Here is a 23,067-nt window from a genome sequence, read left to right on the forward strand (position 1 = left end):
GTCATGGGATCCGAGTCGGATCGCGGAGGGGCCGAGCGGCTGCTCGCCATCGTCAACGCGGGCACCGGCCTCGTGCTGCTCGTCGCGGCGGTCGTCGCGGCCTCGGTCGGGGCATCCCGCGATCGTCTGCTGCTGCCCGCCGAGGCCTCGTTCGGAGCGGGGGAGGGCGCGCCCGTGCGCCTGGTGCTCGCGCAGGTCGACCTGGTGCTCGCGATCGTCGTGCTGCTCGCCTTCACCGCGCTGCTGCGCTTCGCGTCGTCGCGGCCGGCGGCGAAGGGCGCCTGGCTCGACGCCGTCGCGCGCGATCGCCACGGTCTGCGCTGGATCGAGCTCTCGCAGCTGAGCGGCGTCACGGTGTTCCTCATCGGGCAGCTGAACGGCATCGCCGAGATCCCGGCGCTCGTGCTGCTGTACGCGATCGGGGCGGCGGCGCCCCTGCTGCTCGTGCTGCATGACCGCCGCACCGAGCCGGGGCGCCGCGGGCTGCTCGCCTACTCCTTCGGCACCGCGATCGCCATCGTGCCCTGGGGCGTCATCGCCTTCGCGCAGGTGGGCGGCGGGCTCGCGGGGGCCGGGCCGAGCGTCGCGGTGCGGGTCGTCACGATCGTCGCCCTCGTGCTGAGCGCGCTCGTGTGGGCGGCCGTGTGGGTCGCCGCCCGGCGTCCGGGGGCGGCCGAGCATCCCGCCGCCCGCGCCGAGGTCGTGCAGCTGGTGCTGCTCGCGCTGCTGCCGCTCGTCCTCGCCGCGCTCGCCCTGCTGCTGCTCGTGCCCGCCGCGGCCTGAGCCGGGCAGCGCGTCGATTCGCGTCGAGCGCCCTCGACTCGACAGGATGGACGGCATGAGCAGCGCATCCCCCGCCCCCGCCAGCCCCGCCGAGCGCTACGCCGTGTTCCGGCAGCGGCGCGACCTCGCCGCGGTGCAGCCGCAGGGCCCGCTCGCGCTCGTCAACACGCAGTGGGTCGACGGCGAGCAGAGCATCTGGGGCGTGCCCGGCCGATGGGCGCCCGCGCCCGAGGGCGGCCTGCTGCTGACGGCGGAGGCGGCGGACGGCATCCGTGTGGACGACGCGCTCGTCGACGGCACGGTGCGCGTGCGGGGCAACGACGACGCCGCGCCGAGCACGATCGTGTTCGACGAGCACACCACCGGCTTCGTCATCGCCGGCGAGGGCGGCGCCTACGCCCTGCGCGTGTGGGACGCCGAGAGCGAGGCCATCGCGAGCTTCGGCCGCATCGACGCCTTCGATTACGCCCCCGCCTGGGTGCTCACGGGCACGTTCCGCGAGATCGAGGGCGGCACGACCGTCGGCTTCGAGCACCTGAAGGACGAGGGACGCACCCGCGACGAGGTCGTGCCGGGCGAGATCCGCTTCACCCACGAGGGCGTCGAGTACGACATCGCGGCGTTCAAGTCGGGCCGCGCGCTGCAGCTCGTCTTCAGCGACGCGACCGCCGGCGACAGCACCTACTCGGTCGGCCGGTTCCTCTTCATGGCGCCGAACCCCGACGGCACGATCACGCTCGACTTCAACACGGCGATCCTGCCGCCGTGCGCCTTCAGCTACAACTTCAACTGCCCGCTGCCGCCGAAGCAGAACCGTTTCCCCTTCGCGATCGAGGCCGGCGAGAAGAACGTGCTCAAGGCCGACGGCTCGCTCCTGCACTGAGTCCTCGCCCGCCGTCAGGGCGCCGGGGTACCATGTGCTCGCGCATCCACCGGCGGCTGCGCGGCGGAGGTGGGCGTGTCGAACCCGTGGCTCTCCTCGCCCGCGCCCGACGACCCCTCGGCCTGGCGCGACCGGCTGGAGGAGGCCCAGGCGACCGGCGGCGGCGCCCCCGTGCGCTCGATCGTCCAGGAGTCCTGGCGGCGCGCCCGCGACCGCGCCGTCGATCCTGATCGCCTGCCCGGCGCGATCGACCTCGACGAGGATGCCCTGCGCGAGTACCGCGCGGCCCATCCCCTCGCGAGCGCCGTGCCGATCATCCACCGCCTGCTCATCCGCCACACCTTCGACGCGGGCCTGATCATCGCGATCGGGGACCAGTCGGGGCGTCTGCTGTGGATCGACGGCGACCGGGGGCTGCGCCGCCGCGCCGAGAGCATGGCCTTCGTCGAGGGCGCGAACTGGTCGGAGGAGGTCGCGGGCACCTCGGCCCCCGGTACCGCGCTCGCGCTCGATCACGGCGTGCAGATCCGCGGCGCCGAGCACTACAGCCGCATCGTGCACCCGTGGAGCTGCACCGCGGTGCCCGTGCACGACCCGGCGAGCGGGCGCATCGTCGGCGTCATCGACATCACGGGCGGCGATGACGCGGTCGCGCCGGCGACGCTGCCGCTGCTGGAGGCGACGGTCGCGGCCGTCGAGGCCGAACTGCACGTGCGGCGGCTGGATGCCCTGGCCCGGCGCGCCGCCCGCCCGAGCACCCCGTCCCGCGCCGCCGCTCCGCCGCCCGCCCCGCTCGTGGAGCCGAAGCTGCACGTGCTCGGCCGCGAGACCGGATTCCTCGAGGCCCACGGCGTCGAGCTCGAGCTGAGCGCCCGGCACGCCGAGATCCTCGCGCTGCTCGCCTGGCACCGCGCCGGTCTCGGGGCTGAGGCGCTCGCGCTCGCCGTCTACGGCCGGGACGACGCTCTCGTCACGCTCCGGGCGGAGATGGTGCGCCTCCGTCGCGCGCTCGCGAGCGCCGGCCTGAGCGCTCTGGCGCCGGTCTCCCGGCCGTACCGCCTGCCCGTGCCGCTCGCGCTCGACGCGCAGCGCGTGCTCGCCTTCCTCGACCGGGGCGCCCACCGGGTGGCCCTCGGGCACTACGCGGGACCGGTTCTGCCGGGCTCGGGCGCTCCCGGGGTCGAGGCGGTGCGGGCCGAAGTGTCGGCGCGACTGCGCGATGCGATGCTCGCCGACGCCCACGTCGACACGCTGCTCGATTACGCCCGCAGCGACGAGGCCGCGCTCGACCTGCCGGTGTGGACGGCGGCGTTCCGCGCTCTCCCCGTCGACAGCCCGCGGCGCACCGCCGTCGTCACGCGCATCGAAGCGATCGAGCGCGAGCTCGGGCGCTGAGCCTCGAGTTCCGGGGCGATCGCGCGCGGGCTCGGGCGCTGCGAGGGACGCAGCACGGCGCAACACCGCGCAACCCGACGCAACCTGCGCCGATCTACCGTGGCGGCACGCGCGATCGCAGCGCGAGCATCCCGACAACGACGTCGCAAGGAGTATCATGACCGTCTACGCCCCTCCCGGTTCGCCCGACTGCAAGGTCGAGTTCAAGTCGCGCTACGAGCACTGGATCGGGGGTGAGTGGGTGAAGCCCGTCAAGGGCATGTACTTCGAGGACATCTCGCCGGTCAACGGCAAGCCCTTCGCCGAGGTCGCGCGCGGCACGGCGGAGGACATCGAGGCGGCCCTCGACGCCGCGCACAAGGCGGCCCCGGCCTGGGGCAGGGCGAGCACCACCGAGCGCGCCGCGGTGCTCAACAGGATCGCCGACGTCATCGACGCGAACCTCGAGCTGCTCGCGGTGGCCGAGACCTGGGACAACGGCAAGCCCATCCGCGAGCCGCTCAACGCCGACCTGCCGCTGGCCGCCGACCACTTCCGGTACTTCGCCGCCGCGATCCGGTCGCAGGACGGCGACTTCCAGGAGATGGACGGCGACATGACCGCCTACCAGTACCACGAGCCGCTCGGCGTGGTCGGTCAGATCATCCCGTGGAACTTCCCCATCCTCATGGCGGCGTGGAAGCTCGCCCCGGCGATCGCCGCCGGCAACGCCGTGGTGCTGAAGCCGGCCGAGCAGACGCCCGTGTCGATCCTCGTGCTCATCGAGCTCATCGGCGACATCCTGCCGCCCGGGGTCATCAACATCGTCAACGGCTTCGGCGTGGAGGCGGGCAAGCCGCTCGCGAGCAGCAACCGCATCCGCAAGATCGCCTTCACCGGTGAGACGACCACCGGCCGGCTCATCCTGCAGTACTCGAGCGCCAACATCATCCCGGCGACGCTCGAGCTCGGCGGCAAGAGCCCCAACGTCTTCTTCGCCGACGTCGCCGACAAGGACGACGCGTTCTACGACAAGGCGCAGGAGGGCTTCACGCTCTTCGCCTTCAACCAGGGCGAGGTCTGCACCAGCCCGAGCCGCGCGCTCATCGAGAAGCCGATCTACGACAGCTTCCTGGGGGATGCGGTGGAGCGCACCCGCGCGGCGGTGCAGGGCAACCCGCTCGACACCGACACCCAGGTGGGCGCGCAGGCCTCGAACGACCAGCTCGAGAAGATCATGAGCTACATCGACATCGGCAAGCAGGAGGGCGCGAAGCTGCTGCTCGGCGGCGAGCGCAACGACCTCGGGGGCGACCTGACCGACGGCTACTACGTCACGCCGACGATCTTCGAGGGTCATAACGGCATGCGGCTGTTCCAGGAGGAGATCTTCGGCCCCGTCGTCGCCGTCACGAGCTTCGACGGCTACGACGACGCGATCTCCATCGCCAACGACACCCTGTACGGGCTCGGTGCGGGCGTCTGGTCGCGCAACGGCAACGTCGCCTACCGCGCCGGACGCGATATCCAGGCCGGACGGGTCTGGGTGAACAACTACCACGCGTACCCCGCGGGTGCGGCGTTCGGCGGGTACAAGAGCTCCGGGATCGGCCGCGAGAACAACAAGCTCGCCCTCTCGCACTACCAGCAGACGAAGAACCTGCTGGTGTCGTACAGCGAGAACAAGCTCGGGTTCTTCTAGGCCCCGCGACGGCGCGGCGGTCGGCTCCCGGCCTGGTGGGGCCGGCCGCCGCGCACCATCGAACGACCCGGGCCGCCGAGCCCCGAGCAGAGGAGCGAGCATGCAGGAATCCGCCGTGACGATCGAGAACGAGACGAGCTCGCGGGTGGCGCTGAGCGATGCGGCCGTGGCGCTGCTGCGGCGACTGCAGGGCATCCACGGGCCCTTGATGTTCCATCAGTCGGGCGGGTGCTGCGACGGCTCCTCGCCCATGTGCTTCCCGGCGGGCGACTTCATGACCTCGGCGCAGGACGTGCTGCTCGGACGCTTCGACCTCGCCGAGGCGGGGGAGGACCCGCAACCTCTGGAGTTCTGGATGAGCAGCGAGCAGTTCGCCTACTGGAGCCACACCCACCTCACGGTCGACGTCGTGCCCGGGCGGGGCAGCGGCTTCAGCGTCGAGGCGCCCGAGGGCGTGCGGTTCCTCATCCGCTCCCGGCTGATGGAGGACGCGCAGCCCTTCGCCTGATCCGGGCCCCGACGGGCGGGCGCGTTTCGGGTCGCCCGCCCGTCGGACGCCGCCCGCCGCCGTCCCGGCGTGGCCGGCCGTCGCGGGCATCGCGTCGTCGGTGCGGCAGGGCAGACTGGCCGACGTGCATCTCGTCGTCGACCGCCACCCCGAGGGGATGCTCCTCACCGACGATCGCGGCGGCACCGAGGTCGTCCCGGCCGCCGCCTTCCCCGCCCTCGTCGCCGACCGCGAACGCCGCGCCGATCCGCCCCGATGGGTCTGGAGCGACACCGCGCACTGGTACCCGCCGCTCCTCCGCGCGGGCGTGCGGGTCGAGCGCTGCCACGATCTGCGCCTCGTCGAGGGCATCCTCGCCGGGGTGGAGGGGCGGCCCGTGCGCGCCTTCGCCTCCCGCCCGCGCGCCGCGGTCGCCCTGCCCGAGCGGCAGTCGACCGCCCTGTTCGATCTCGAGTCGGAGGGCGCGCCGCCCGCCGAGGCGCCCGCTGCGGCCGCACTGCTCGCCGAGCAGCTCGCGGCTCTCGAGCGCGCCTCGGCGGCGCAGCCGGGCGCGCTCGCCCTGCTCGCCGCGGCCGAGTCGGCGGGCGCCCTCGCCGCCGCCGAGATGACCCACGCCGGCCTGCCGTGGAGCTCGACCGACCACGAACGGCTGCTGGAGGACGCGCTCGGAGCCCGGCCGCGCCCGGGGGAGCGGCCGGCGCGCCTCGTCGAGCTCGCCGCCGAGGTCGAGCGCCGGCTCGGCGTGCGCCCCGGCTCGCTCGCGATCGACTCGCCGCCCGAGCTCGTGGCCGCTCTGCGCGGCGCCGGCATCGACGTCGCCTCGACCCGGTCGTGGGAGCTGCAGCAGCAGGGCCATCCCGCCATCGCGCCGCTGCTGCAGTACAAGAGCCTCAGCCGCCTCATGACCGCCAACGGCTGGAACTGGCTCGACGAGTGGGTGCGCGACGGCCGGTTCCGCCCCGTGTTCGTGCCCGGCGGGGTGGTCACCGGGCGCTGGGCCTCCGACGGCGGGGGAGCGCTGCAGCTGCCGAGGCAGGTGCGCAGCGCCGTGCGGGCCGACGAGGGCTGGGTGCTCGTCGTCGCCGACGCCGCGCAGCTCGAGCCGCGCATCCTCACCGCCCTCTCGCAGGACGCGGAGATGGCGCGCGCCGGCGCGGGCGTCGACCTCTACCAGGGCATCGTCGACAGCGGCGCCGTGCGCTCGCGCGAGCAGGCGAAGCTCGGCATGCTCGGCGCGATGTACGGCGGCACGACCGGGCAGAGCGCGCTCGTGCTGCCGCGGCTGCAGCGGGTGTTCCCGCGGGCGACCGCCTACGTGGAGGAGGCCGCGCGGGCGGGGGAGCGGGGCGAGACGGTGCGCACGCGGCTCGGGCGCACCTCCCCGGCACCCGGGGAGGCCTGGCAGGAGCGCCGCCTGCTCGCGGCGGCCGAGGGCGTCGGCGAGGGCGAGCGACGGGATGCCCGTACCGCCTCCCGCGCGCAGGGCCGGTTCACCCGCAACTTCGTGGTGCAGGGCACGGCGGCCGAGTGGGCGCTCGCGTGGATGGCGGGGGTGCGTCGTCGACTCTGGAGCCCCGACGCGGGCCCGCTCACGGTGCAGCCGCACCTGGTGTTCTTCCTGCACGACGAGCTGATGGTGCATGCCCCGGCGCACCGCGCGGAGGAGGCCGCGACCGCGCTGCGCGAGGCGGCGGCCGATGCCGGCCGGCTGCTCTTCGGCACCGCGCCGGTGACCTTCCCGGTCACGGTCGCGATCGTCGAGCGGTACAGCGAGGCGAAGTAGGCCGTCAGCCCGTCGCGTCCTGCGCGAGGCTCTCGGCCGGGTCGGCGGCCCGACGGCCGCGCCGGCGGCGGTCGGTGCGCAGCGGCCAGGGCTCCAGCTGGGGCAGCGAGTCGAGCCAGGCGAGGGCGGCCGAGCGCAGCAGGCGCTGGGCGTGGGCGGCCGAGGCCTGCGAGGCTCCGCCCGTCGGGTCGGTCACCTCGTCGGAGACGCCGGGGCGAGGGGCCCACAGCCGGCGGTAGCTCGCGACGAGCTCGGGGGCGTGGTCGCCCGGCAGGGAGAGGGCGAGCAGCACGCGCTCGACCATGTCGTGCCAGTCGGCGAGATCGGGCTCGGTGAGGAACATGCGCGCCTCGATGCCGCCCGAGTCGGTGAGGCGGTACAGGGGGAGGTTGTCCGGCGTGCTGCCCGCGTCCTCGACGAGGCCGTCGCGACGCAGGCGGTCGAGCGTCGAGTAGACCTGGCCCACGTTGAGGGGGGCGTCGCGCCGGGTGCGCTCCACGACCTCGGCGTGCAACTGGTAGCCGTACGCCGGTCCGAGGGTGAGCACGGCGAGGAGGGAATGACGCAGCGTCATGGCTCCAGGCTATACGTCACCGGGAGACGTGAGCACCGCTCCGGAGTGAACGCCGAATCCCATGCTTGTCATTCGTGCGCCGGATAGGTGATACTACGAGCAGCGCTCGCGCGCAAAACTGAAGAGCTGCATGCACCGTGACCAGGTCGATGGGGAAGTCGAACCTGAGGAAACGGAGCGGACTGTGGCACAGGGATACATCACGCAGGGTCCCACGACCCCGCGCACCCCGGCGGAGGACTCCGCCCGGCGCTCGTCGTCCACGACGACGGGGGCCTCCTCGTCGACGTCGGACGCGCTGACGACCGACGTGCCGACCGCCGCGGCCGCCTCGCCGGTCGCCCGCGGCGTGCTCTTCGTCCACTCCGCGCCGCGCGCGCTCAGCCCCCACATCGAGTGGGCGGCGGGCCGAGCGCTCGGCCGCCCCGTCAGCTTCGACTGGATCGAGCAGCCCGTGCTGGCGAACGCGCAGCGCACCGAGTTCGTGTGGGAGGGCGAGCCGGGCGCCGCCGCCCGGATGGCGAGCGCCCTGCGCGGCTGGGAGCACCTGCGCTTCGAGGTCACGGAGGATGCCGGCCCCGGCACCGACGGCGGCCGCTGGATGCACACCCCCGACCTCGGCATCTTCTACGCGCAGACCGACGTCGCGGGCAACACGGTGATCCCCGAGGACCGCGTGCGCTACGCGATGGAGGTCGCGGGCTCGAACGCCCTCGAGCTGCACCGCGAGCTGCGGCTCGCCCTCGGCCAGGCATGGGACGACGAGCTGGAGGCGTTCCGGCACGCGGGCGACGGGCAGCGCGTGGTCTGGCTGCACCGCGCGGGCTGAGCCCGCTCCGGCATCATCCGCGCGGCCGACCGGCCGGCGCGGCATCAGGACCCGGCGGAGGGCGGTGTCGACGGCTCAGCGGATTCGCCGCAGCGCGTGAGTGCAGCATCCCGCCTGATCGGGATGCCCGCGCGAGGCGGCACGCATCGTCCTGAGTCATCGACGCCGCTCGACGCCGCGCCTGCCGCGCCGCCGCGCCGTCAGTCGTCGTACGAGCGGAACGCGATGACCGAGTTGTGCCCGCCGAAGCCGAACGAGTTCGAGATGGCGAGCTGCGGCCCGTCGCCGAGCGGGCGCGGGCTCGTGACGACGTCGAGCGGGATCCGCTCGTCCTGATCGTCGAGGTTGATCGTCGGGGGAGCGGTGCGCTCGTGCAGGGCGAGGATCGTGAAGACGGCCTCGAGCGCCCCCGTGCCGCCGAGGAGGTGCCCGGTGGAGGCCTTCGTCGCCGAGACGGGGATGGAGCCGACCCGATCGCCGAAGACGCGCTTGAGCGCCTCGAACTCGGCGACGTCGCCGACGGGGGTGGAGGTCGCGTGCGCGTTGATGTGCGTCACGTCGTCGGCCGTGGCGCCGGCCTGCTCGAGCGCGGCGAGCACGGCGCGGGCGGCGCCCGAGCCCTCGGGGTCGGGGGCGGTGATGTGGTACGAATCGCTCGTCACCGCGCCGCCGGCGAGCTCGGCGTAGATGCGGGCGCCGCGGGCGAGGGCGTGCTCCTTCGTCTCGAGCACGATCGCGGCCGCCCCCTCGCCGAGCACGAAGCCGTCACGGCCCGTGTCGTAGGGGCGGGATGCCGCGGCCGGGTCGTCGTTGCGGCGCGAGAGCGCCTGCATGGAGGCGAAGGCGGCGATGGGCAGGGGGTGCACGACGGCCTCGGTGCCGCCGGCGACGACGATGTCGGCGAGGCCCTGCTGCAGGTGCTCGTAGGCATTGGCGATGGCCTCGGTGCCGGAGGCGCAGGCGGAGACGACGGTGCGGGCGCCGGCGCGGGCGCCGATGCCCATGCTGATCGCGGCCGCGGCGGCGTTGGGCATGAGCATGGGGATGGTCATGGGCAGGACCCGACGGGGGCCCTTCTCCTTGAGCACGTCCCAGGCGTCGAGGAGGGTCCAGAGGCCGCCGATGCCGGTGGCGTAGTCGACGAGGATGCGCTCGGGCTCGATCTCGGGGGCGCCGGCATCGGCCCAGGCCTCACGGGCGGCGATGAGGGCGAACTGGGCGGAGGGGTCGAGGCGCTTGACCTCCTGGCGCTCGAGCACCTCCGAGGGGCGCACCTTGGCCTGCGCGGCGAAGGTCACGGGCAGCTCGTGGGTCGCGACCCATTCCTGCTCGAGCGGGCGGCTGCCCGACTCCCCGCGCAGCAGGGCGTCCCAGCTCTCGCGCGCGGTGCCGCCGAGGGGGGAGGTGGCACCGATTCCGGTGACGACGATGGTGGTCATGGCATCGGCTCTCTCTGGTCGGGCGCGCACGGTGCGGCGCGGGTGGTGCTGCGCGTCGGGGCCGGCGTTCCCGGCCCCGACGCGATCAGGGCTCGATCAGCCCTGGGCGTTGGTGATGAAGGTGACGGCGTCGCCGACGGTCTTGAGGTTCTTGACCTCTTCGTCGGGGATCTTGACGTCGAACTTCTCCTCGGCGTTGACCACGATGGTCATCATCGAGATGGAGTCGATGTCGAGGTCGTCGGTGAACGACTTGTCCATCTGGACGGAGTCGGTCGCGATGCCCGTCTCGTCGTTCACGAGCTCGGCCAGGCCGGCGAGGACTTCTTCGGTGGACAGTGCCATGTGGTTCTCCTAAAGGGGGTGTCGGTTGACCGTCCCCCATCCTAGGGCGGGGGCTCCCGCCGGCGGCGGCGGTCGACGGCGGGGCGCCGCGGTCGGTCAGGGCAGGCGCACGACCTGCGCGCCGAAGACGAGCCCGGCGCCGAAGCCGATCTGCAGGGCGAGCCCGCCGCTCAGCTCGGGGTGCTCCTCGAGCAGCCGATGGGTGGCCAGCGGGATGCTCGCGGCCGAGGTGTTGCCGGTCGTGGCGATGTCGCGCGCGATCGCCACCGACTCCGGCAGCTTCAGCTGCTTGGCGAACTCGTCGATGATGCGCATGTTGGCCTGGTGCGGGATGAAGGCGGCGAGCTGCTCGGCCGTCACGCCGGCGGCGTCGAGGGCCCGCTGGGCGACCTTCGCCATCTCCCACACCGCCCAGCGGAAGACCGTCTGGCCCTCCTGGCGCAGCGTCGGGAACTCCCCGGCGTCGACGCTCTCGGCGATCGTGCGGTCCATGCCGATGGTCTCCCACTTCGAGCCGTCGGAGCCCCAGACGCTCGCCGCGATGCCGGGGGTGTCGCTCGGGCCGACGATGGCGGCTCCGGCCCCGTCGCCGAGCAGGAACGAGATGGTGCGGTCGGTGGGCTTCGCGAAGTCGCTGAGCTTCTCGGCGCCGACCACGAGCACGTAGCGGGCGGCCCCGGCGCGCACCAGGGCATCCGCCTGGGCGATGCCGTAGGTGTAGCCGGCGCAGGCCGCGGAGACGTCGTAGGCGGGGGCGGGGTTGGCGCCGACCCGCTCGGCGAGAAGCGCCGCGAGGGAGGGGGTCTGCACGGCGTTCGAGATCGTCGAGACGATCACCGCGCCGATCTCGCTCGGGTCGATGCCCGCGCGCTCGATGGCCTCGCGCGAGGCCGCCTCGGCGAGGTCGATCGCGCCGACGCCCGCGGAGGCGCGCTTGCGGGTGACGACCCCGGTGCGCTGGCGGATCCACTCGTCGGAGGAGTCGATCGGGCCGACGATGTCGTCGTTCGGCACGGTGAGGTCGCCGCGGGCGGCCCCGAGCGAGAGGATGCGGGTGAACGGCACTCCCACGGACTGCTGCAGCACGGGCTCGGTCATGCGGTCTCCAGCATCTCGATGGCGGCGGGGAGGTCGTCGGGGGTCGTCACGGCCACGGTGGGCACGCCCTTGAGGCCGCGCTTCGCGAGGCCCGCGAGCGCCCCCGCGGGCAGCAGCTCGATGATGCCGGTGACGCCGTCGGCGGCCATCGACTCCATGCAGAGGTCCCAGCGCACGGGCGAGGCGACCTGGCCGACGAGCAGCTCGATCGCGCGCGCGCCGTCGGTGACGACCGTGCCGTCGTGGTTCGTGTACAGCCGGATGCTCGGCGCGCGCCCCTCGATCGAGGCGGCCGCGGCGCGCACGCGGTCGACCGCGGGCCGCATGTAGCTGGTGTGGAACGCCCCGGCGACCTGCAGCGGGATCACGCGGCTGCCGCGCACGGGGTCGGCGGCGAGCGCCTCCAGGTTGTTCAGCTCGCCCGCGACGACGGTCTGCCCGCCGCCGTTGACGTTGGCGGGCTCGAGCCCGAGCTCGACGAGCCGCTCGGCGAGGGCATCCGCGTCGCCGCCGAGGACGGCGCTCATGCCGGTGGGCACGAGCGCGGCCGCCTCGGCCATGGCGAGGCCCCGCTCCCGGACGAGGCCGAGCGCCTCGCGGTCGGTCATGACGCCGGCGATGGCGGCGGCGGCGAACTCGCCGACGGAGTGCCCGGCGACGGCGCCGATGCGGTCGCGACGGCCCTCGAGCAGCACGGCGGCGCTCAGCAGGGAGGCGGCGACGATGAGCGGCTGCGCGATCGCGGTGTCGCGGATCGTGTCGGCGTCGGAGGTGGTGCCGTGGGCGACGAGGTCGAGGCCGGCGGCCTCGCCGAGCGATTCGAGGCGGGCGCGGTGCACGGGGTCGGCGACCCAGGGCTCGAGGAAGCCGGGGGTCTGGGACCCCTGGCCGGGGGCGACGACGACGATCATGGGTTTCATCCTCCCAAGAGGCGGAGCGGCGGACGGTGGTGGGATCCCCACAGCGCATCGGCGCGACATTGTGCGCAGGGCACAGCGCGACGCCTCAGCGGCGGGGCGGTTCCGGCTCCGAGATCGAGCCGACGATGAGCGCGCACTGCAGGATGATCGCCTCGCGGGCGCCCGTGGCGTCCCAGCCGATCAGCTCGCTGATGCGCTTGAGGCGGTAGCGGACGGTGTTCGGGTGCACGAAGAGCTCGCGCGCGGTGGCCTCGAGGCTGCGGCCGTTGTCGAGGTACGCCCAGAGCGTCGTGAGCAGTTCGACGTTGTGCTGCTTGAGCGGCTTGTAGATGCGGTTGATGAGCGTGCCGCGGGCGATCGGGTCGCCCGCGAGCGCGCGCTCGGGCAGCAGGTCGTCGGCGAGCGCGGGCCGCGGGGCGTTGCGCCACGAGCGCGCGACGGCGAAGCCCGCGAGCGCGGCCTTCGCACTCTTGCCCGCGTCGACGACGTCGGGCACCTCGGGGCCGAGCACGAGGTGCCCGGTGCCGAAGAAGGGCTCGAGGCCCTCGGCGATCTGCGGGAAGGCGAGGGGCGCGGCCGGCGCCTCCTCCGACTTCGGCGCCGCGCGGCCGATGACGACGACCAGGCGGTTGCCCTGCACCCCGATGAGCACGTCCGCATCGACGTGGCGGGCGGTGCGCCGGATCTGGTCGACGTCGACGATGCGGGGGGTCGTGCCGACGAGCACGCAGACCGAGCCGTGGCCGTTCCAGCCGAGCGCGGCGATGCGGCTGGGCAGCTCGTTGTCGTACTCGCCGCTGAGGATCGAGTCGACGACGAGGGCCTCGAGCCGGGCATCCCACAGCCCCCGCGCCTCGGCGGCACGCGCGTAGACGTCCGCCGCGGCGAAGGCGATCTCGCGGCTGTACAGCAGGATCGCCTCGCGGAGGCCCTGGTCGCCGCTCGTGACGCGCTCCTCGACGACCTCGACGGTGACGCGGATGAGCTGCAGCGTCTGCTGCAGGCTCACCGAGCGCAGCAGCTCGCGCGGGGCGGCTCCGAAGACGTCGGCCGCGATCCACGGCTGCGAGGTCGGGTCGTCGTACCAGCTGATGAGCGACGAGATGCCCGCCTGCGCGACGAGGCCGACGGCGCTGCGCCGGCTCGGCGGCATGTCGCGGTACCAGGGCAGCGTGTCGTCGAGCCGCTTGAGCGTCGCCGTGGCGAGGTCGCCCGAGATGTTGCGCAGGTACGCCAGCGTCTGCGCCTTGGTCATCTGCGCCACGTCGCGCCCCTCGTCGATCGTTCGGAGAATGGATGCACCGGGGCCCCGCTGCGCGGGACCCCGGTGATGGTGCCCGTGGCTAGGCCTCGCCGCCCGCGGAGCCGGTCGTGCCGGCGGTCACGTCGTGCAGGCGGTACTGCTCGATCGCGCGGCCGACGACGCCCGGGTCGATCTCGCCGCGGCGCGCGAGCTGCTGCAGCGCGCGGACGACGATCGACGGCCCGTCGATGGTGAAGAAACGGCGGGCGGCCGGACGCGTGTCGCTGAAGCCGAAGCCGTCGGCGCCGAGCGTCGCGTAGTCGCCCGGCACGAACTGCCGGATCTGGTCGGGCACGGCGTGCATGAAGTCGCTCACGGCCACGACCGGGCCCTGCGCGTCCTGCAGCTTCTGCGTGACGTAGGCCGTGCGCGGCTCCTGCTCGGGGTGCAGGAAGTTGTGCTCGTCGGCGGCGAGGCCGTCGCGGCGCAGCTCGTTCCAGCTCGTGACGCTCCAGACGTCGGCCGAGACGCCCCAGTCCTGCTGCAGCAGCTGCTGGGCCTCGAGCGCCCACGGCACCGCCACGCCGGAGGCGAGGAGCTGCGTCTTGGGGCCTTCGGCCTCGCTGCGGTTGAGCAGGTAGAGGCCCTTGAGCACGCCGTCCACGTCGAGGCCCTCGGGCTCGGCGGGCTGCACGATCGGCTCGTTGTAGACCGTCAGGTAGTACATGACGTTGGGGTCCTCGTGATGGCCGCCGTACATGCGGTCGAGACCGGCGCGCACGATGTGGCCCATCTCGTAGCCGTAGGCCGGGTCGTAGCTGACGACCGCGGGGTTCGTGCTCGCGAGCAGCGGCGAGTGGCCGTCCGCGTGCTGCAGGCCCTCGCCCGTGAGCGTGGTGCGGCCGGCCGTCGCGCCGATGATGAACCCGCGAGCCATCTGGTCGCCGGCTGCCCACATGGCGTCGCCCGTGCGCTGGAACCCGAACATCGAGTAGAAGACGTAGACGGGGATGAGCGGCTGGCCGTGCGTGGCATAGCTCGTGCCCACCGCGGTGAAGGCCGCGAAGGCGCCCGCCTCGTTGATGCCGGTGTGGATGATCTGGCCCTGCGGGCTCTCCTTGTAGGCGAGCAGCAGCTCCCGGTCGACCGAGGTGTAGTGCTGGCCGTTCGGGTTGTAGATCTTCGAGGTCGGGAAGTACGCGTCCATGCCGAAGGTGCGGGCCTCGTCGGGGATGATCGGCACGATGCGGTTGCCGAACTCCTTGTCGCGCAGCAGATCCTTCAGCAGGCGGGCGAAGGCCATCGTCGTGGCGATCTCCTGCTTGCCGGAGCCCTTCTTCGCGATCGCGTAGGCGCTCTCGGGCGGCAGCGTGATGTCGACGTGCTTCGAGCGGCGCTCCGGCAGGTACCCGCCGAGCTCGCGACGGCGCTCGTGCATGTACTGGATCGCCGGGTCGTCGTTGCCCGGGTGGTAGTACGGGGGCTGGTACGGGTCGGCCTCGAGCTGGGCGTCCGTGATCGGGATGCGCATCTCGTCGCGGAACTGCTTGAGGTTGTCGAGCGTCAGCTTCTTCATCTGGTGGGTCGCGTTGCGGCCCTCGAAGCTCGGGCCGAGGCCGTAGCCCTTGACCGTCTTCGCGAGGATGACGGTCGGCTGGCCCTTGTGCTCCTGCGCGGCCTTGAAGGCGGCGTAGACCTTGCGGTAGTCGTGGCCGCCGCGCTTGAGCTTCCAGATCTGGTCGTCGCTGTAGCCCTCGACCATGGCCGCCGTGCGGGGGTCGCGGCCGAAGAAGTGCTCGCGGATGAACGCGCCCGACTCGGCCTTGTAGGTCTGGTAGTCGCCGTCGGGGGTGACGTTCATGAGGTCGCGCAGCGCGCCCTCGTGGTCCTGCGCGAGCAGGGCATCCCACTCGCGGCCCCAGACGACCTTGATGACGTTCCAGCCGGCGCCGCGGAAGAAGCTCTCGAGCTCCTGGATGATCTTGCCGTTGCCGCGCACCGGACCGTCGAGCCGCTGCAGGTTGCAGTTGATGACGAAGTTGAGGTTGTCGAGGCCGTCGTTGGCGGCGAGCTGCAGCGCGCCGCGGCTCTCGACCTCGTCCATCTCGCCGTCGCCGAGGAACGCCCAGACCTGCGAGTCGTCGCCGTCGACGATGCCGCGGTTCGAGACGTACTTGTTGAGCTGCGCCTGGTAGATCGCGTTGATCGGGCCGAGGCCCATCGACACGGTGGGGTACTGCCAGAAGTGCGGCATGAGGCGCGGGTGCGGGTAGCTCGAGAGGCCGCCCGTGTGATGCGACTTCTCCTGACGGAACCCGTCGAGCTGCTCGGTGCCGAGCCGGCCCTCGAGGAAGGCGCGGGCGTACATGCCGGGGGAGGCGTGGCCCTGGTAGAAGATCGAGTCGCCGCCGTTGGGGTGGTCGGCGCCGCGGAAGAAGTGGTTGTGCCCGACCTCGTAGAGGGCGGCGCTCGAGGCGTAGGTCGAGATGTGGCCGCCGACGGCGATGCCGGGGCGCTGCGCGCGGTGCACGGTGATCGCGGCGTTCCATCGGATCCAGGCGCGGTAGCGGCGCTCGAGCTCCTCGTCGCCCGGGAACTCGGGCTCGTTCTCCGGCGCGATCGTGTTGAGGTAGTCCGTGGTCGGCACCATCGGCACGCCGAGGTGCAGCTCCTTCGAGCGCTTCAGCAGGCTGAGCATGATCTCGCGCCCGCGCTGGGGGCCGTGCTGCTGCACGAGCGCGTCCAGCGACTCGTTCCACTCGGCGGTTTCCTCGGGATCCGCATCCATGGTGCTCACCGAGTACGGATCCTGGTCGTTGACCGTCACCCTTGACCTCTTCCTGGGGGTAGATGGGGGAGTGCGCCGGCTCGGCGTCGCGGTCGGGTCACGACCCGCGCGGGCACGGCGGTTCCACTCTAGACCCGCGTCTGACGAAGACTCCGTGCGAGCTGGTGGGATGCTGGGCGCATCCCGCCCGCCGACGCCAGGAAGGCCGCCGTGCTCCCCGCCCTCGATGCCCCCGCCCCCGATTTCACCCTCCGCGATCACCACGGGGCGACGGTGACGCTCTCCGAGACCGTCGGCGCGCGCCCGGTCGTGCTCGTCTTCTTCCCGCTCGCCTTCACGGGCACCTGCACCGGCGAGCTCTGCGCGCTGCGCGACAGCATTGCCCTGTTCGACGACGCCGGGGTCGAGCTGCTCGCGATCTCGGTCGACTCGACCGCGACCCTGCGGGAGTTCGCCGAGCGCGAGCGTTACCCCTTCCGGCTGCTCGCCGACTTCTGGCCGCACGGCGAGGTCGCCCGCCGCTACGGCGTCCTGCTCGAGGACAAGGGCTTCGCCACCCGCGGCACCTTCGTGATCGACCGCGAGGGGATGCTGCGCGCGAGCTTCGTCACGGGCCCGGGCGAGGCGCGCGATCTCGACGCGTACCGCGAGGCGCTGCGCGCGCTCGAGCGGTAGCCTCGAGCGGTCAGGGCTCTTAGCTCAGTTGGTAGAGCGCCTCGTTTACACCGAGGATGCCGGGGGTTCGAGTCCCTCAGGGCCCACCCCTGTCCCGTTCTCCCTCGGCCCGTCCGGGGCTCGATCGCCCGGTGTCGGCGGTCGTCCGTAGCCTCCCCGTGCGCCCCGCGGCGCGGAGGGAGGGCGGCGCCGTGACCGAGAGCGTCGAGCAGTGGTGGCGCCGTCGGCAGTGGTCGACGGGCCGCTCCGTGCCCTACGGCATCGGTGCGCACCGGGCCGCGTGGTCGCCGTACCGGGCGCTCGTCGAGCAGTTCCGGCCCGAGCGCAACGCCGGGCTGCTGCTCTCGCAGATCCCGCCGGCCGCCGACGTCTGGCTGATCTGGGTGTGCGCCCTGCGGCACGAGTTCGTCGCGACGCCCGCCGAGCAGCGGGCGCGCCCCGGGGGAGCGAGCGGTGCGCGATCCTGGTGCCCGGTGTGCGCGGCCCCGAGCGAGGCGCCGCCGCCCGGGCGGCGATGGCCCGCCGCTGCCGAGATCGCGGCGGTGCGGGATGCCCCGACCCTCGACCCGGCGCGCGCCGACCCGCGCGCCGCATCGTCGGGCACTCGCCCGTCCCGCCCTCCCCGGCCGCGGCACGTGCCGGCGGCGCACCGCGCGGTGCCGACCGTCGACGTCGGCCGCGTGCCCGTGGGCCGCGCCTTCCGCAGCGCCCGGGCCCCGCGGGCGACCTCGGCCGCCGAGGGCCGCGTGCGGGCGCTCCTGACCGAGCGGCTCGCGGTCGATCTCACGCCGAACGCGGTGCGGGTGCGCACGGCCTTCTTCGAGCGGCTCGAGGTGTGGCCCGACATCGTCATCCCCGAGCTCGCGCTCGCGATCGAGCTCGACACGATCGGCCGCGCGGGCGACGAGCACATCGGCCGGCGCGAGGCGATCGATCGGCGCAAGGACCGCCTGCTGCGCGAGGTGGGATGGGAGGTCATCCGGCTGCGCGTGCGGCCGCTCGCGCCCCTCGGGCCGCACGATTTGGTCGTGCCGGGTATCTCGCAGCGCGCGGCCGAGAAGCTCGTCGACCGCATCGGCGAGGCCCGCGGCGAGCTCATGGTGGCCGCCTACCGCCGGGCCTGAGCGGTGTCGGCGGTCGGCCGTAGCGTGAGGGCACGAGCCGCTGAGGAGGCGCCATGATGACCACGCTGATCCGCGACAGCCCGGCCGCCGAGCCGCGCCTCTCGATGCCCCTGGGCTACCGCTCGCCGACCCTCGGCGGCCGCGCGGGGCGCGTGCAGTCCTGGCATCATCTCGACCGGCTCGTCGCCGATGCGCGCGCCGGGGGCGAGTGGATCATGCTGCACCGGCTCGACGACCCCGCCGAGCGGTTCCTGCAGCTGCAGCCCCTGGCCGCCGAGCGCACGGCGATCCAGCTCGGAGAGCGGCGCGCCGAGACGCGGCGGCACGCGGTCTGGAACGTCGAGCGCCCCGCGCCGCCCGCACCCGAGCTGCACGGCATCGTGCTCGACTGGCTCGGGGGCGTCGCGCCGACCGTCGAGCCGGAGGGTCCGCCCGAGCCCGCCGACGACGAGCCCTTCTGAGCGGCGTCGCCTCGCGGCCCGTCGCTCCCGGGATGGACTAGGCGAGGAGGGCGACGAGCAGGGCGACGAAGACGAGCACGAAGATCGTCGGCGAGACGAAGCGCACGACGTCGACCCCGCGGCCCGTCGCGATGATCCGGCGCGAGATCGCGCTGGGCGCATCCAGCCCGCGGAGCTCCTCGATGACGGCGGCGCCCTCGTTGGCGGCGGCGAACTGGGCGACGGCGCCGAGCACGCCGGAGGCGAGCAGGATGCCGATGGCGGCGAGGCGCACGGGCAGAGCCGTCTCCGCGAGACCGTCGACGAGCATCCACACCGTGACCGCCAGCAGGAAGGTCGGGGCCAGCTGCGAGACGATGATGTGCCAGCGGGCGGTGTTCCAGTGCGCGATCAGCTGCGTCTCGGTCACGAGGGCTCCCGGGGTCTCGCGGCGGCGGTCGGAGCGACCGCGCCGTCTCGGTGAGAATGGTGCTCGCGGCGGGTGCCGCACCCGGCCCACGATAGAGGAGCGCGCCGTGAGCAGTGCCGTCTGGGCGCTCGTCGCCGCGAGCGTGCTCTGGGGCACGACGGGCACGGCGGCGAGCCTCATGAGCGACGCGGTGAGCCCGCTCGCGATCGGCGCCGCGACGATGGCCGTCGGCGGTGCGCTGCTCTTCGCCGTCTCGGCCCGCGGCTCGCTCGCCGCGATCCGCCGCCCCGAGACCCGCCGCTGGCTGCTGCTCGGCGCCGTCGGCGTGGTCGTGTACCCCCTCGCCTTCTACTCCGCGATGGATCTCGCCGGGGTCGCCATCGGCAACATCACCGCGCTCGGATCGGGGCCGCTCTTCGCGGCGCTGCTCGAGCGGCTCATCGAGCGCCGCCGGCTGACCGGGCGATGGATGCTCGGCGCCGGCACCGCGATCGCCGGGGTCGCCCTGCTCGTCGTCGGCGGGCACGGCGGCGCATCGGCCGAGGAGGGCGGTGAGTCCTTCGGCCTCGGCGTCGCGCTCGGGCTGCTCGCCGGCGCCGCCTACGCGCTCTACACCTACGCCTCCAGCCGGGTCATCGGTCTCGGCGTGCCGAGCCGCAGCGCGATGGGCGCGGTGTTCGGCCTCGGCGCGGTGCCGCTCGCACTCGTGCTGCTCGTCACCGGCGGGCCGCTGCTGACGAGCGGGCCCACGACGCTCGCGCTCGCCGCCTATCTGGCCCTCGGCCCGATGCTGCTCGCGTACCTGCTGTTCGGCTGGGGCCTGCGGGCGCTGCGCAGCAGCACGGTCACGGTCATCACCCTGCTCGAACCGCTCGTGGCGACGCTGCTCGCCGTGCTCGTCGTGGGGGAGCGGCTGCAGCCGATCGGCTGGGTGGGGCTGCTGCTGATCCTGCTCGGAGTGGCCGTCGTCTCCACGGCCCGTCGCCCGCGCATCGCCGCGTAGCGCCCCTATCATCGGGGCATGATCGACGATCGGCCCGAGGAGTCCCCGGGCTCCGCGGCTCCGCCCGGGCCCCGCCGGTCGACCTTCACCCCGCCCCCGGCCGGTGCCGAGTACCGCCCGGGCTCGCTCACCGATGGGGAGGGCGCGCCGCCGATCGCGGCTCCGGCCCCTTCGCCGATGCCGGTCGACGCGATGCCCAGCGCGGCCTCGCCCTCGCCCGCGTCGGCACCCGTGAGCATCCCCGATCCACCGCGCCGGGCATCCCTCACCGACGAGGCCCTGCTGCGCGTCGCCGACCCGGACGCCGCCGACGCCGACACCGCCGCGCTGATCGCGCTCGTCGAGCAGCAGCTGTCGCTGCGCGTCGAGGAGGCCGAGCGGCTGCAGCTCTGGGAGCGCGCCGTGCGCGACGCGGGCGTGCCCGACGCGGACGAGCTCGTGCAGTCGGTGCGCAGCAGCTTCACGGGCGTGATCGACCTCGTTCCGCCGCGCGACGCGGCGCCGACCGTCGGCGACGACCCCTGGGCGCAGTACCCGGGCACGGTCTCGCCGCCGCCGCGCTCGGAGGAGGACCGCGAGCCCGCGAACGCTCCTCTCGTCGTCCGCTCGGAGGACGCGCCGGCGGCCCCGGCCGTCGAGGCCGGCGTCGAGGCGGATGCGCGGCCGGCGTCGCCGTCGCCCGACACGATGCTCGCTCCCGCGGCGGTCGGCGCTGCCGTACCCGGCCCGGCGGGGGTCGACCCCCTGACGCCCGTGACGCCGAGTCCTGCGGCGCCGAGCGCCTCTCCCGCCTCGCCCGCACCTGCGGCCGGCCCCGCCCCCGACCTGCTGAGCGCCCTCGCCGAGGCTCCGCCCCCCGTCGTCGGCACGGGGGTCACCGTGCCCTCGCCCGTCGAGAGCGCGGCGGCGCCGGAGGCCAGCGGATCCGGCTCGTCGGTGCCCTCGATGAGCCCCGCGCCGCTGCCCGGCTCCCCGGCCGCACCCGGCGCGGGATCCCTCGCCGCCGCGCCGCCGCCCTACGGCCTCGTGCCCTCCGCCGTGGCGCCGCCGCCGGCCGACGACGACACGGCCGACATCCCGCTCGTGCTGCCGACCTCGCCCTGGTCCGTCGACCCCGTGCCGTCGTCGTCGGCCGCCCCCGCACCCGCCGCGCCGACCCCGTCGCCCGCCGACGAGGGCGCCCCGCCGTCGGCATCGCCCGTGAGCCCGACCCCCGAGCCCGTGCCGCTCGTCGAGCCGATCGTGGAGCCGGTGCCGACCACGACCGGGCTGACCGACCTCGAACGGCTCTTCGCGAGCATCCCCCCGCCGACGGGGGAGACGCCGCTGGGTCGCACCGACGCGCCGGGCTCGGCGGACGACGCCGACGGCGCCTCCGCGAGCACGTCGACGAGCGGAGGCCCCGGCTCGAGCGCGCCGAGCGCCCCCCTCGCCCCGGCTCACCCGCTCGCCCCGGCGTCCACCGCGACCGCCGCGCCTGCGCCCGCCGGCCCGCCTGCGCCGCCGGTCGCGCCGTCGACGTCGTCCCCTTCCGCGCCCGCCGTTCCCGTCGGATCCTCCGCACCCGCCGCGGCGCCGGCCTTCGCCGCCGCCGGACGACCCGACGCCGCCCCGCCCGCGCCGCGCACCCCCGCCCCCGGCACGGCGCCCATCGTCCCCCTGCCGACGGCCGGGCCGCCCCGCGACCCCGCGCCGCTCCGCGTCGAGGAGGCCGCGCTCGAGCCGACGCCCGCGGCGCTCCGGGCCGGGCGGTCGCTGCGGCTGTTCTGGCTCTGGTTCTCGGTCTCGGCCAGCGCCGTCAGCATCGGCCTCGGCGGCGTGCTGCTCGGGCTCGGCATGAGCCTGCGGCAGGCCATCCTCTCGGCGCTCATCGGCGTCGCCGTCTCGTTCCTGCCCCTGGGGCTCGGCACGCTCGCCGGCAAGTGGAGCGGCCAGCCGACCATCGTGGTCTCCCGCGCGACCTTCGGCGTCGTCGGCAACGCGGTGCCCGCGGCGCTGTCGGTGCTGACCCGTCTGCTGTGGGCGGCAGCCCTGCTGTGGATGCTCGGCACGGGCACCGCCTCCGCCCTCGCGCCCCTCGGCGTCGACCCCCGCCTCGCCGCGCCGCTCGCGGCCCTGCTCGGGCTGCTCATCGCGGCGTCGATCGCCGGGCTCGGATTCGGACTCATCGTGCGCGTGGCCGCCGTCGCGAGCGTGCTCGCCGCGGTGCTGCTCGTGGCGCTCATCGCGCTCACGGCACCGCGCCTCGACATCCCGCAGGCGCTCACCATCCCCGACGGAGGCTGGGTGCTGGTCGTGACGGGCGCCGTGCTCGTGTTCAGCGTCGTCGGGCTCGCCTGGGCGCAGTCGAGCGGCGACCTCGCCCGCTACCAGTCCCGCTCGACGCTCGGCGTCGGCGCGGTGATGTGGACGGGGTTCGGTGCGACGGTGCCGGCGTTCCTGCTGGTCTGCTGGGGCGCGATGCTCGCCGCCTCCGATCCCCGGCTCGCAGTGGGTCTCGCGCGCGATCCGATCGGCGCGCTCGCGGGCGTGCTGAGCGGCCCGGCCTCGCTGCTGCTGCTGCTCGCGCTCGCGCTGAGCCTCGTGCTCGCGGCCGCGCTCGCGCTGTACTCCGGCGGCTTCGCCCTGCTGACCGCCGGCCTGCGCGCCGCGCGCTGGACCGCGGTGCTCGTGGCGGCCGTGGTCACCGGCGCGGTGCTCGCAGTCCTCGCGGCGACGACGCCCTCGCTCGACGCGCTGCTGCGCGACGGGCTCACGACGCTCGCCGTGCCCGTCGCGGCGTGGGCGGGGGTCTTCGGCGCCGAGACCATGCTGCGACGCCGCCGGGTGCACTCGCCGTCGCTGCTGCGCTCGGGCGGCGTGTACCCGGCCGTGCGCACCGGCAATCTCGTCGCGCTGCTCGCGGCGACCCTCATCGGCTGGGGCCTCACGGGCGCCGAGACCGCCGGGCTCGGCTGGCAGGGCTACCTCTGGGCGCTCGTCGGCGCCGATGCGCTGCTCGTCGCGAGCGACCTCGGCGTGGCGGTGGCCCTCGTCGTCGGACTGCTCGTGCCCGTCGTCGCCGGGGTGCCCGCGCTGCGCCGTCTCGAGGCCGCCGAGCGCGCCGCGGTCGACTCCTAGACTGGG

Annotated in this window: 20 protein-coding genes and 1 tRNA gene; 13 read left to right on the forward strand and 8 right to left on the reverse strand. The window is 74.2% G+C overall.

Annotated elements, in window-relative coordinates:
- Positions 1 to 3: 3 nt before the first annotated feature.
- The 6 genes from HGB54_RS06040 to HGB54_RS06065 all read left to right on the forward strand — a co-directional run bounded on the left by HGB54_RS06040 (position 4) and on the right by HGB54_RS06065 (position 7,033).
- The gene (locus HGB54_RS06040) at positions 4 to 783 is read left to right on the forward strand and encodes a hypothetical protein (RefSeq protein WP_168915639.1); all 780 of its coding nucleotides are present in this window, start codon (positions 4 to 6) and stop codon (positions 781 to 783) included.
- Positions 784 to 838: 55 nt separating this feature from the next.
- Entirely contained in the window at positions 839 to 1,666 is an 828-nt protein-coding gene (locus HGB54_RS06045) for a DUF1684 domain-containing protein (protein WP_228545987.1), read from the forward strand.
- 75 nt (positions 1,667 to 1,741) lie between these two features.
- Positions 1,742 to 3,061 (forward strand): GAF domain-containing protein, encoded by a 1,320-nt coding sequence (locus HGB54_RS06050; RefSeq protein ID WP_168915641.1) that lies wholly within the window; start codon positions 1,742 to 1,744, stop codon positions 3,059 to 3,061.
- Between the two features lie 157 nt (positions 3,062 to 3,218).
- A complete protein-coding gene (exaC, locus tag HGB54_RS06055) occupies positions 3,219 to 4,742 on the forward strand; it encodes an acetaldehyde dehydrogenase ExaC (protein WP_168915642.1) in 1,524 nt (507 codons plus the stop codon).
- A 100-nt stretch (positions 4,743 to 4,842) separates the two neighbouring features.
- Positions 4,843 to 5,250, forward strand: a complete 408-nt coding sequence (locus HGB54_RS06060; RefSeq protein ID WP_168915643.1) for a DUF779 domain-containing protein — start codon at positions 4,843 to 4,845, stop codon at positions 5,248 to 5,250.
- Positions 5,251 to 5,374: 124 nt separating this feature from the next.
- Complete coding sequence (locus HGB54_RS06065; protein WP_228545988.1) at positions 5,375 to 7,033, forward strand: bifunctional 3'-5' exonuclease/DNA polymerase; 1,659 nt, start codon at positions 5,375 to 5,377, stop codon at positions 7,031 to 7,033.
- Between the two features lie 4 nt (positions 7,034 to 7,037).
- Here HGB54_RS06065 and HGB54_RS12625 read toward each other — a convergent pair whose 3' ends face one another.
- A complete protein-coding gene (locus tag HGB54_RS12625; RefSeq protein ID WP_228545989.1) occupies positions 7,038 to 7,607 on the reverse strand; it encodes a PadR family transcriptional regulator in 570 nt (189 codons plus the stop codon).
- Between the two features lie 349 nt (positions 7,608 to 7,956).
- On the opposite strand from HGB54_RS12625, the gene HGB54_RS06075 reads away from it, so the two are divergent.
- On the forward strand, positions 7,957 to 8,436 hold the full coding sequence (locus HGB54_RS06075; protein WP_228546004.1) for a DUF3145 domain-containing protein: 480 nt from the start codon (positions 7,957 to 7,959) through the stop codon (positions 8,434 to 8,436).
- 200 nt (positions 8,437 to 8,636) lie between these two features.
- On the opposite strand, the gene HGB54_RS06080 is transcribed toward HGB54_RS06075, so the two are convergent.
- The 6 genes from HGB54_RS06080 to aceE form a co-directional block, all read right to left on the reverse strand.
- A complete protein-coding gene (locus HGB54_RS06080; protein WP_168915645.1) occupies positions 8,637 to 9,875 on the reverse strand; it encodes a beta-ketoacyl-[acyl-carrier-protein] synthase family protein in 1,239 nt (412 codons plus the stop codon).
- 96 nt (positions 9,876 to 9,971) lie between these two features.
- The gene (locus HGB54_RS06085; RefSeq protein ID WP_168915646.1) at positions 9,972 to 10,220 is read right to left on the reverse strand and encodes an acyl carrier protein; all 249 of its coding nucleotides are present in this window, start codon (positions 10,218 to 10,220) and stop codon (positions 9,972 to 9,974) included.
- Between the two features lie 96 nt (positions 10,221 to 10,316).
- Positions 10,317 to 11,318: a beta-ketoacyl-ACP synthase III gene (locus tag HGB54_RS06090; protein WP_168915647.1), complete on the reverse strand. Its 1,002-nt coding sequence runs from the start codon at positions 11,316 to 11,318 to the stop codon at positions 10,317 to 10,319.
- Positions 11,315 to 12,229, reverse strand: a complete 915-nt coding sequence (locus HGB54_RS06095) for an ACP S-malonyltransferase (RefSeq protein ID WP_168915648.1) — start codon at positions 12,227 to 12,229, stop codon at positions 11,315 to 11,317. The genes HGB54_RS06090 and HGB54_RS06095 overlap by 4 nt, the downstream gene beginning before the upstream one ends.
- 94 nt (positions 12,230 to 12,323) lie before the next feature.
- On the reverse strand, positions 12,324 to 13,493 hold the full coding sequence (locus HGB54_RS06100; RefSeq protein ID WP_168916855.1) for a PucR family transcriptional regulator: 1,170 nt from the start codon (positions 13,491 to 13,493) through the stop codon (positions 12,324 to 12,326).
- A gap of 88 nt (positions 13,494 to 13,581) precedes the next feature.
- A complete protein-coding gene (gene aceE, locus HGB54_RS06105; protein ID WP_168915649.1) occupies positions 13,582 to 16,308 on the reverse strand; it encodes a pyruvate dehydrogenase (acetyl-transferring), homodimeric type in 2,727 nt (908 codons plus the stop codon).
- Positions 16,309 to 16,479: 171 nt separating this feature from the next.
- On the opposite strand from aceE, the gene HGB54_RS06110 reads away from it, so the two are divergent.
- The 4 genes from HGB54_RS06110 (at position 16,480) to HGB54_RS06125 (ending at position 18,529) form a co-directional block, all read left to right on the forward strand.
- A complete protein-coding gene (locus HGB54_RS06110) occupies positions 16,480 to 16,944 on the forward strand; it encodes a peroxiredoxin (protein WP_168915650.1) in 465 nt (154 codons plus the stop codon).
- Between the two features lie 13 nt (positions 16,945 to 16,957).
- Positions 16,958 to 17,030 (forward strand) — tRNA-Val (locus HGB54_RS06115).
- Positions 17,031 to 17,135: 105 nt separating this feature from the next.
- A complete protein-coding gene (locus HGB54_RS06120; protein ID WP_168915651.1) occupies positions 17,136 to 18,068 on the forward strand; it encodes a PDDEXK family nuclease in 933 nt (310 codons plus the stop codon).
- 53 nt (positions 18,069 to 18,121) lie between these two features.
- The gene (locus HGB54_RS06125) at positions 18,122 to 18,529 is read left to right on the forward strand and encodes a hypothetical protein (protein ID WP_168915652.1); all 408 of its coding nucleotides are present in this window, start codon (positions 18,122 to 18,124) and stop codon (positions 18,527 to 18,529) included.
- Positions 18,530 to 18,566: 37 nt separating this feature from the next.
- Here the strand turns inward: HGB54_RS06125 and HGB54_RS06130 are convergent, their stop codons facing one another.
- Positions 18,567 to 18,938, reverse strand: a complete 372-nt coding sequence (locus HGB54_RS06130; protein ID WP_168915653.1) for a hypothetical protein — start codon at positions 18,936 to 18,938, stop codon at positions 18,567 to 18,569.
- A 106-nt stretch (positions 18,939 to 19,044) separates the two neighbouring features.
- Between HGB54_RS06130 and HGB54_RS06135 the strand changes: the two genes are divergently transcribed.
- Both HGB54_RS06135 and HGB54_RS06140 read left to right on the forward strand, forming a co-directional pair.
- Complete coding sequence (locus tag HGB54_RS06135) at positions 19,045 to 19,941, forward strand: DMT family transporter (protein WP_228545990.1); 897 nt, start codon at positions 19,045 to 19,047, stop codon at positions 19,939 to 19,941.
- An 18-nt stretch (positions 19,942 to 19,959) separates the two neighbouring features.
- Positions 19,960 to 23,061: a purine-cytosine permease family protein gene (locus tag HGB54_RS06140; RefSeq protein ID WP_168915654.1), complete on the forward strand. Its 3,102-nt coding sequence runs from the start codon at positions 19,960 to 19,962 to the stop codon at positions 23,059 to 23,061.
- Positions 23,062 to 23,067 lie beyond the last annotated feature (6 nt).

The organism is Microcella flavibacter (genome assembly GCF_012530535.1).
GTDB lineage: Bacteria > Actinomycetota > Actinomycetes > Actinomycetales > Microbacteriaceae > Microcella > Microcella flavibacter.

What these genes read in the sequence shown, in the direction of transcription:
- HGB54_RS06085 (WP_168915646.1), bottom strand. Translation starts at nt 10,220, where the DNA reads ATGGCACTGTCCACCGAAGAAGTCCTCGCCGGCCTGGCCGAGCTCGTG.
- HGB54_RS06045 (WP_228545987.1), top strand. Translation starts at nt 839, where the DNA reads ATGAGCAGCGCATCCCCCGCCCCCGCCAGCCCCGCCGAGCGCTACGCC.
- exaC (WP_168915642.1), top strand. Translation starts at nt 3,219, where the DNA reads ATGACCGTCTACGCCCCTCCCGGTTCGCCCGACTGCAAGGTCGAGTTC.
- HGB54_RS06090 (WP_168915647.1), bottom strand. Translation starts at nt 11,318, where the DNA reads ATGACCGAGCCCGTGCTGCAGCAGTCCGTGGGAGTGCCGTTCACCCGC.
- HGB54_RS06060 (WP_168915643.1), top strand. Translation starts at nt 4,843, where the DNA reads ATGCAGGAATCCGCCGTGACGATCGAGAACGAGACGAGCTCGCGGGTG.
- HGB54_RS06095 (WP_168915648.1), bottom strand. Translation starts at nt 12,229, where the DNA reads ATGATCGTCGTCGTCGCCCCCGGCCAGGGGTCCCAGACCCCCGGCTTC.
- HGB54_RS12625 (WP_228545989.1), bottom strand. Translation starts at nt 7,607, where the DNA reads ATGACGCTGCGTCATTCCCTCCTCGCCGTGCTCACCCTCGGACCGGCG.
- HGB54_RS06125 (WP_168915652.1), top strand. Translation starts at nt 18,122, where the DNA reads ATGATGACCACGCTGATCCGCGACAGCCCGGCCGCCGAGCCGCGCCTC.
- HGB54_RS06040 (WP_168915639.1), top strand. Translation starts at nt 4, where the DNA reads ATGGGATCCGAGTCGGATCGCGGAGGGGCCGAGCGGCTGCTCGCCATC.
- HGB54_RS06100 (WP_168916855.1), bottom strand. Translation starts at nt 13,493, where the DNA reads ATGACCAAGGCGCAGACGCTGGCGTACCTGCGCAACATCTCGGGCGAC.
- HGB54_RS06080 (WP_168915645.1), bottom strand. Translation starts at nt 9,875, where the DNA reads ATGACCACCATCGTCGTCACCGGAATCGGTGCCACCTCCCCCCTCGGC.
- HGB54_RS06140 (WP_168915654.1), top strand. Translation starts at nt 19,960, where the DNA reads ATGATCGACGATCGGCCCGAGGAGTCCCCGGGCTCCGCGGCTCCGCCC.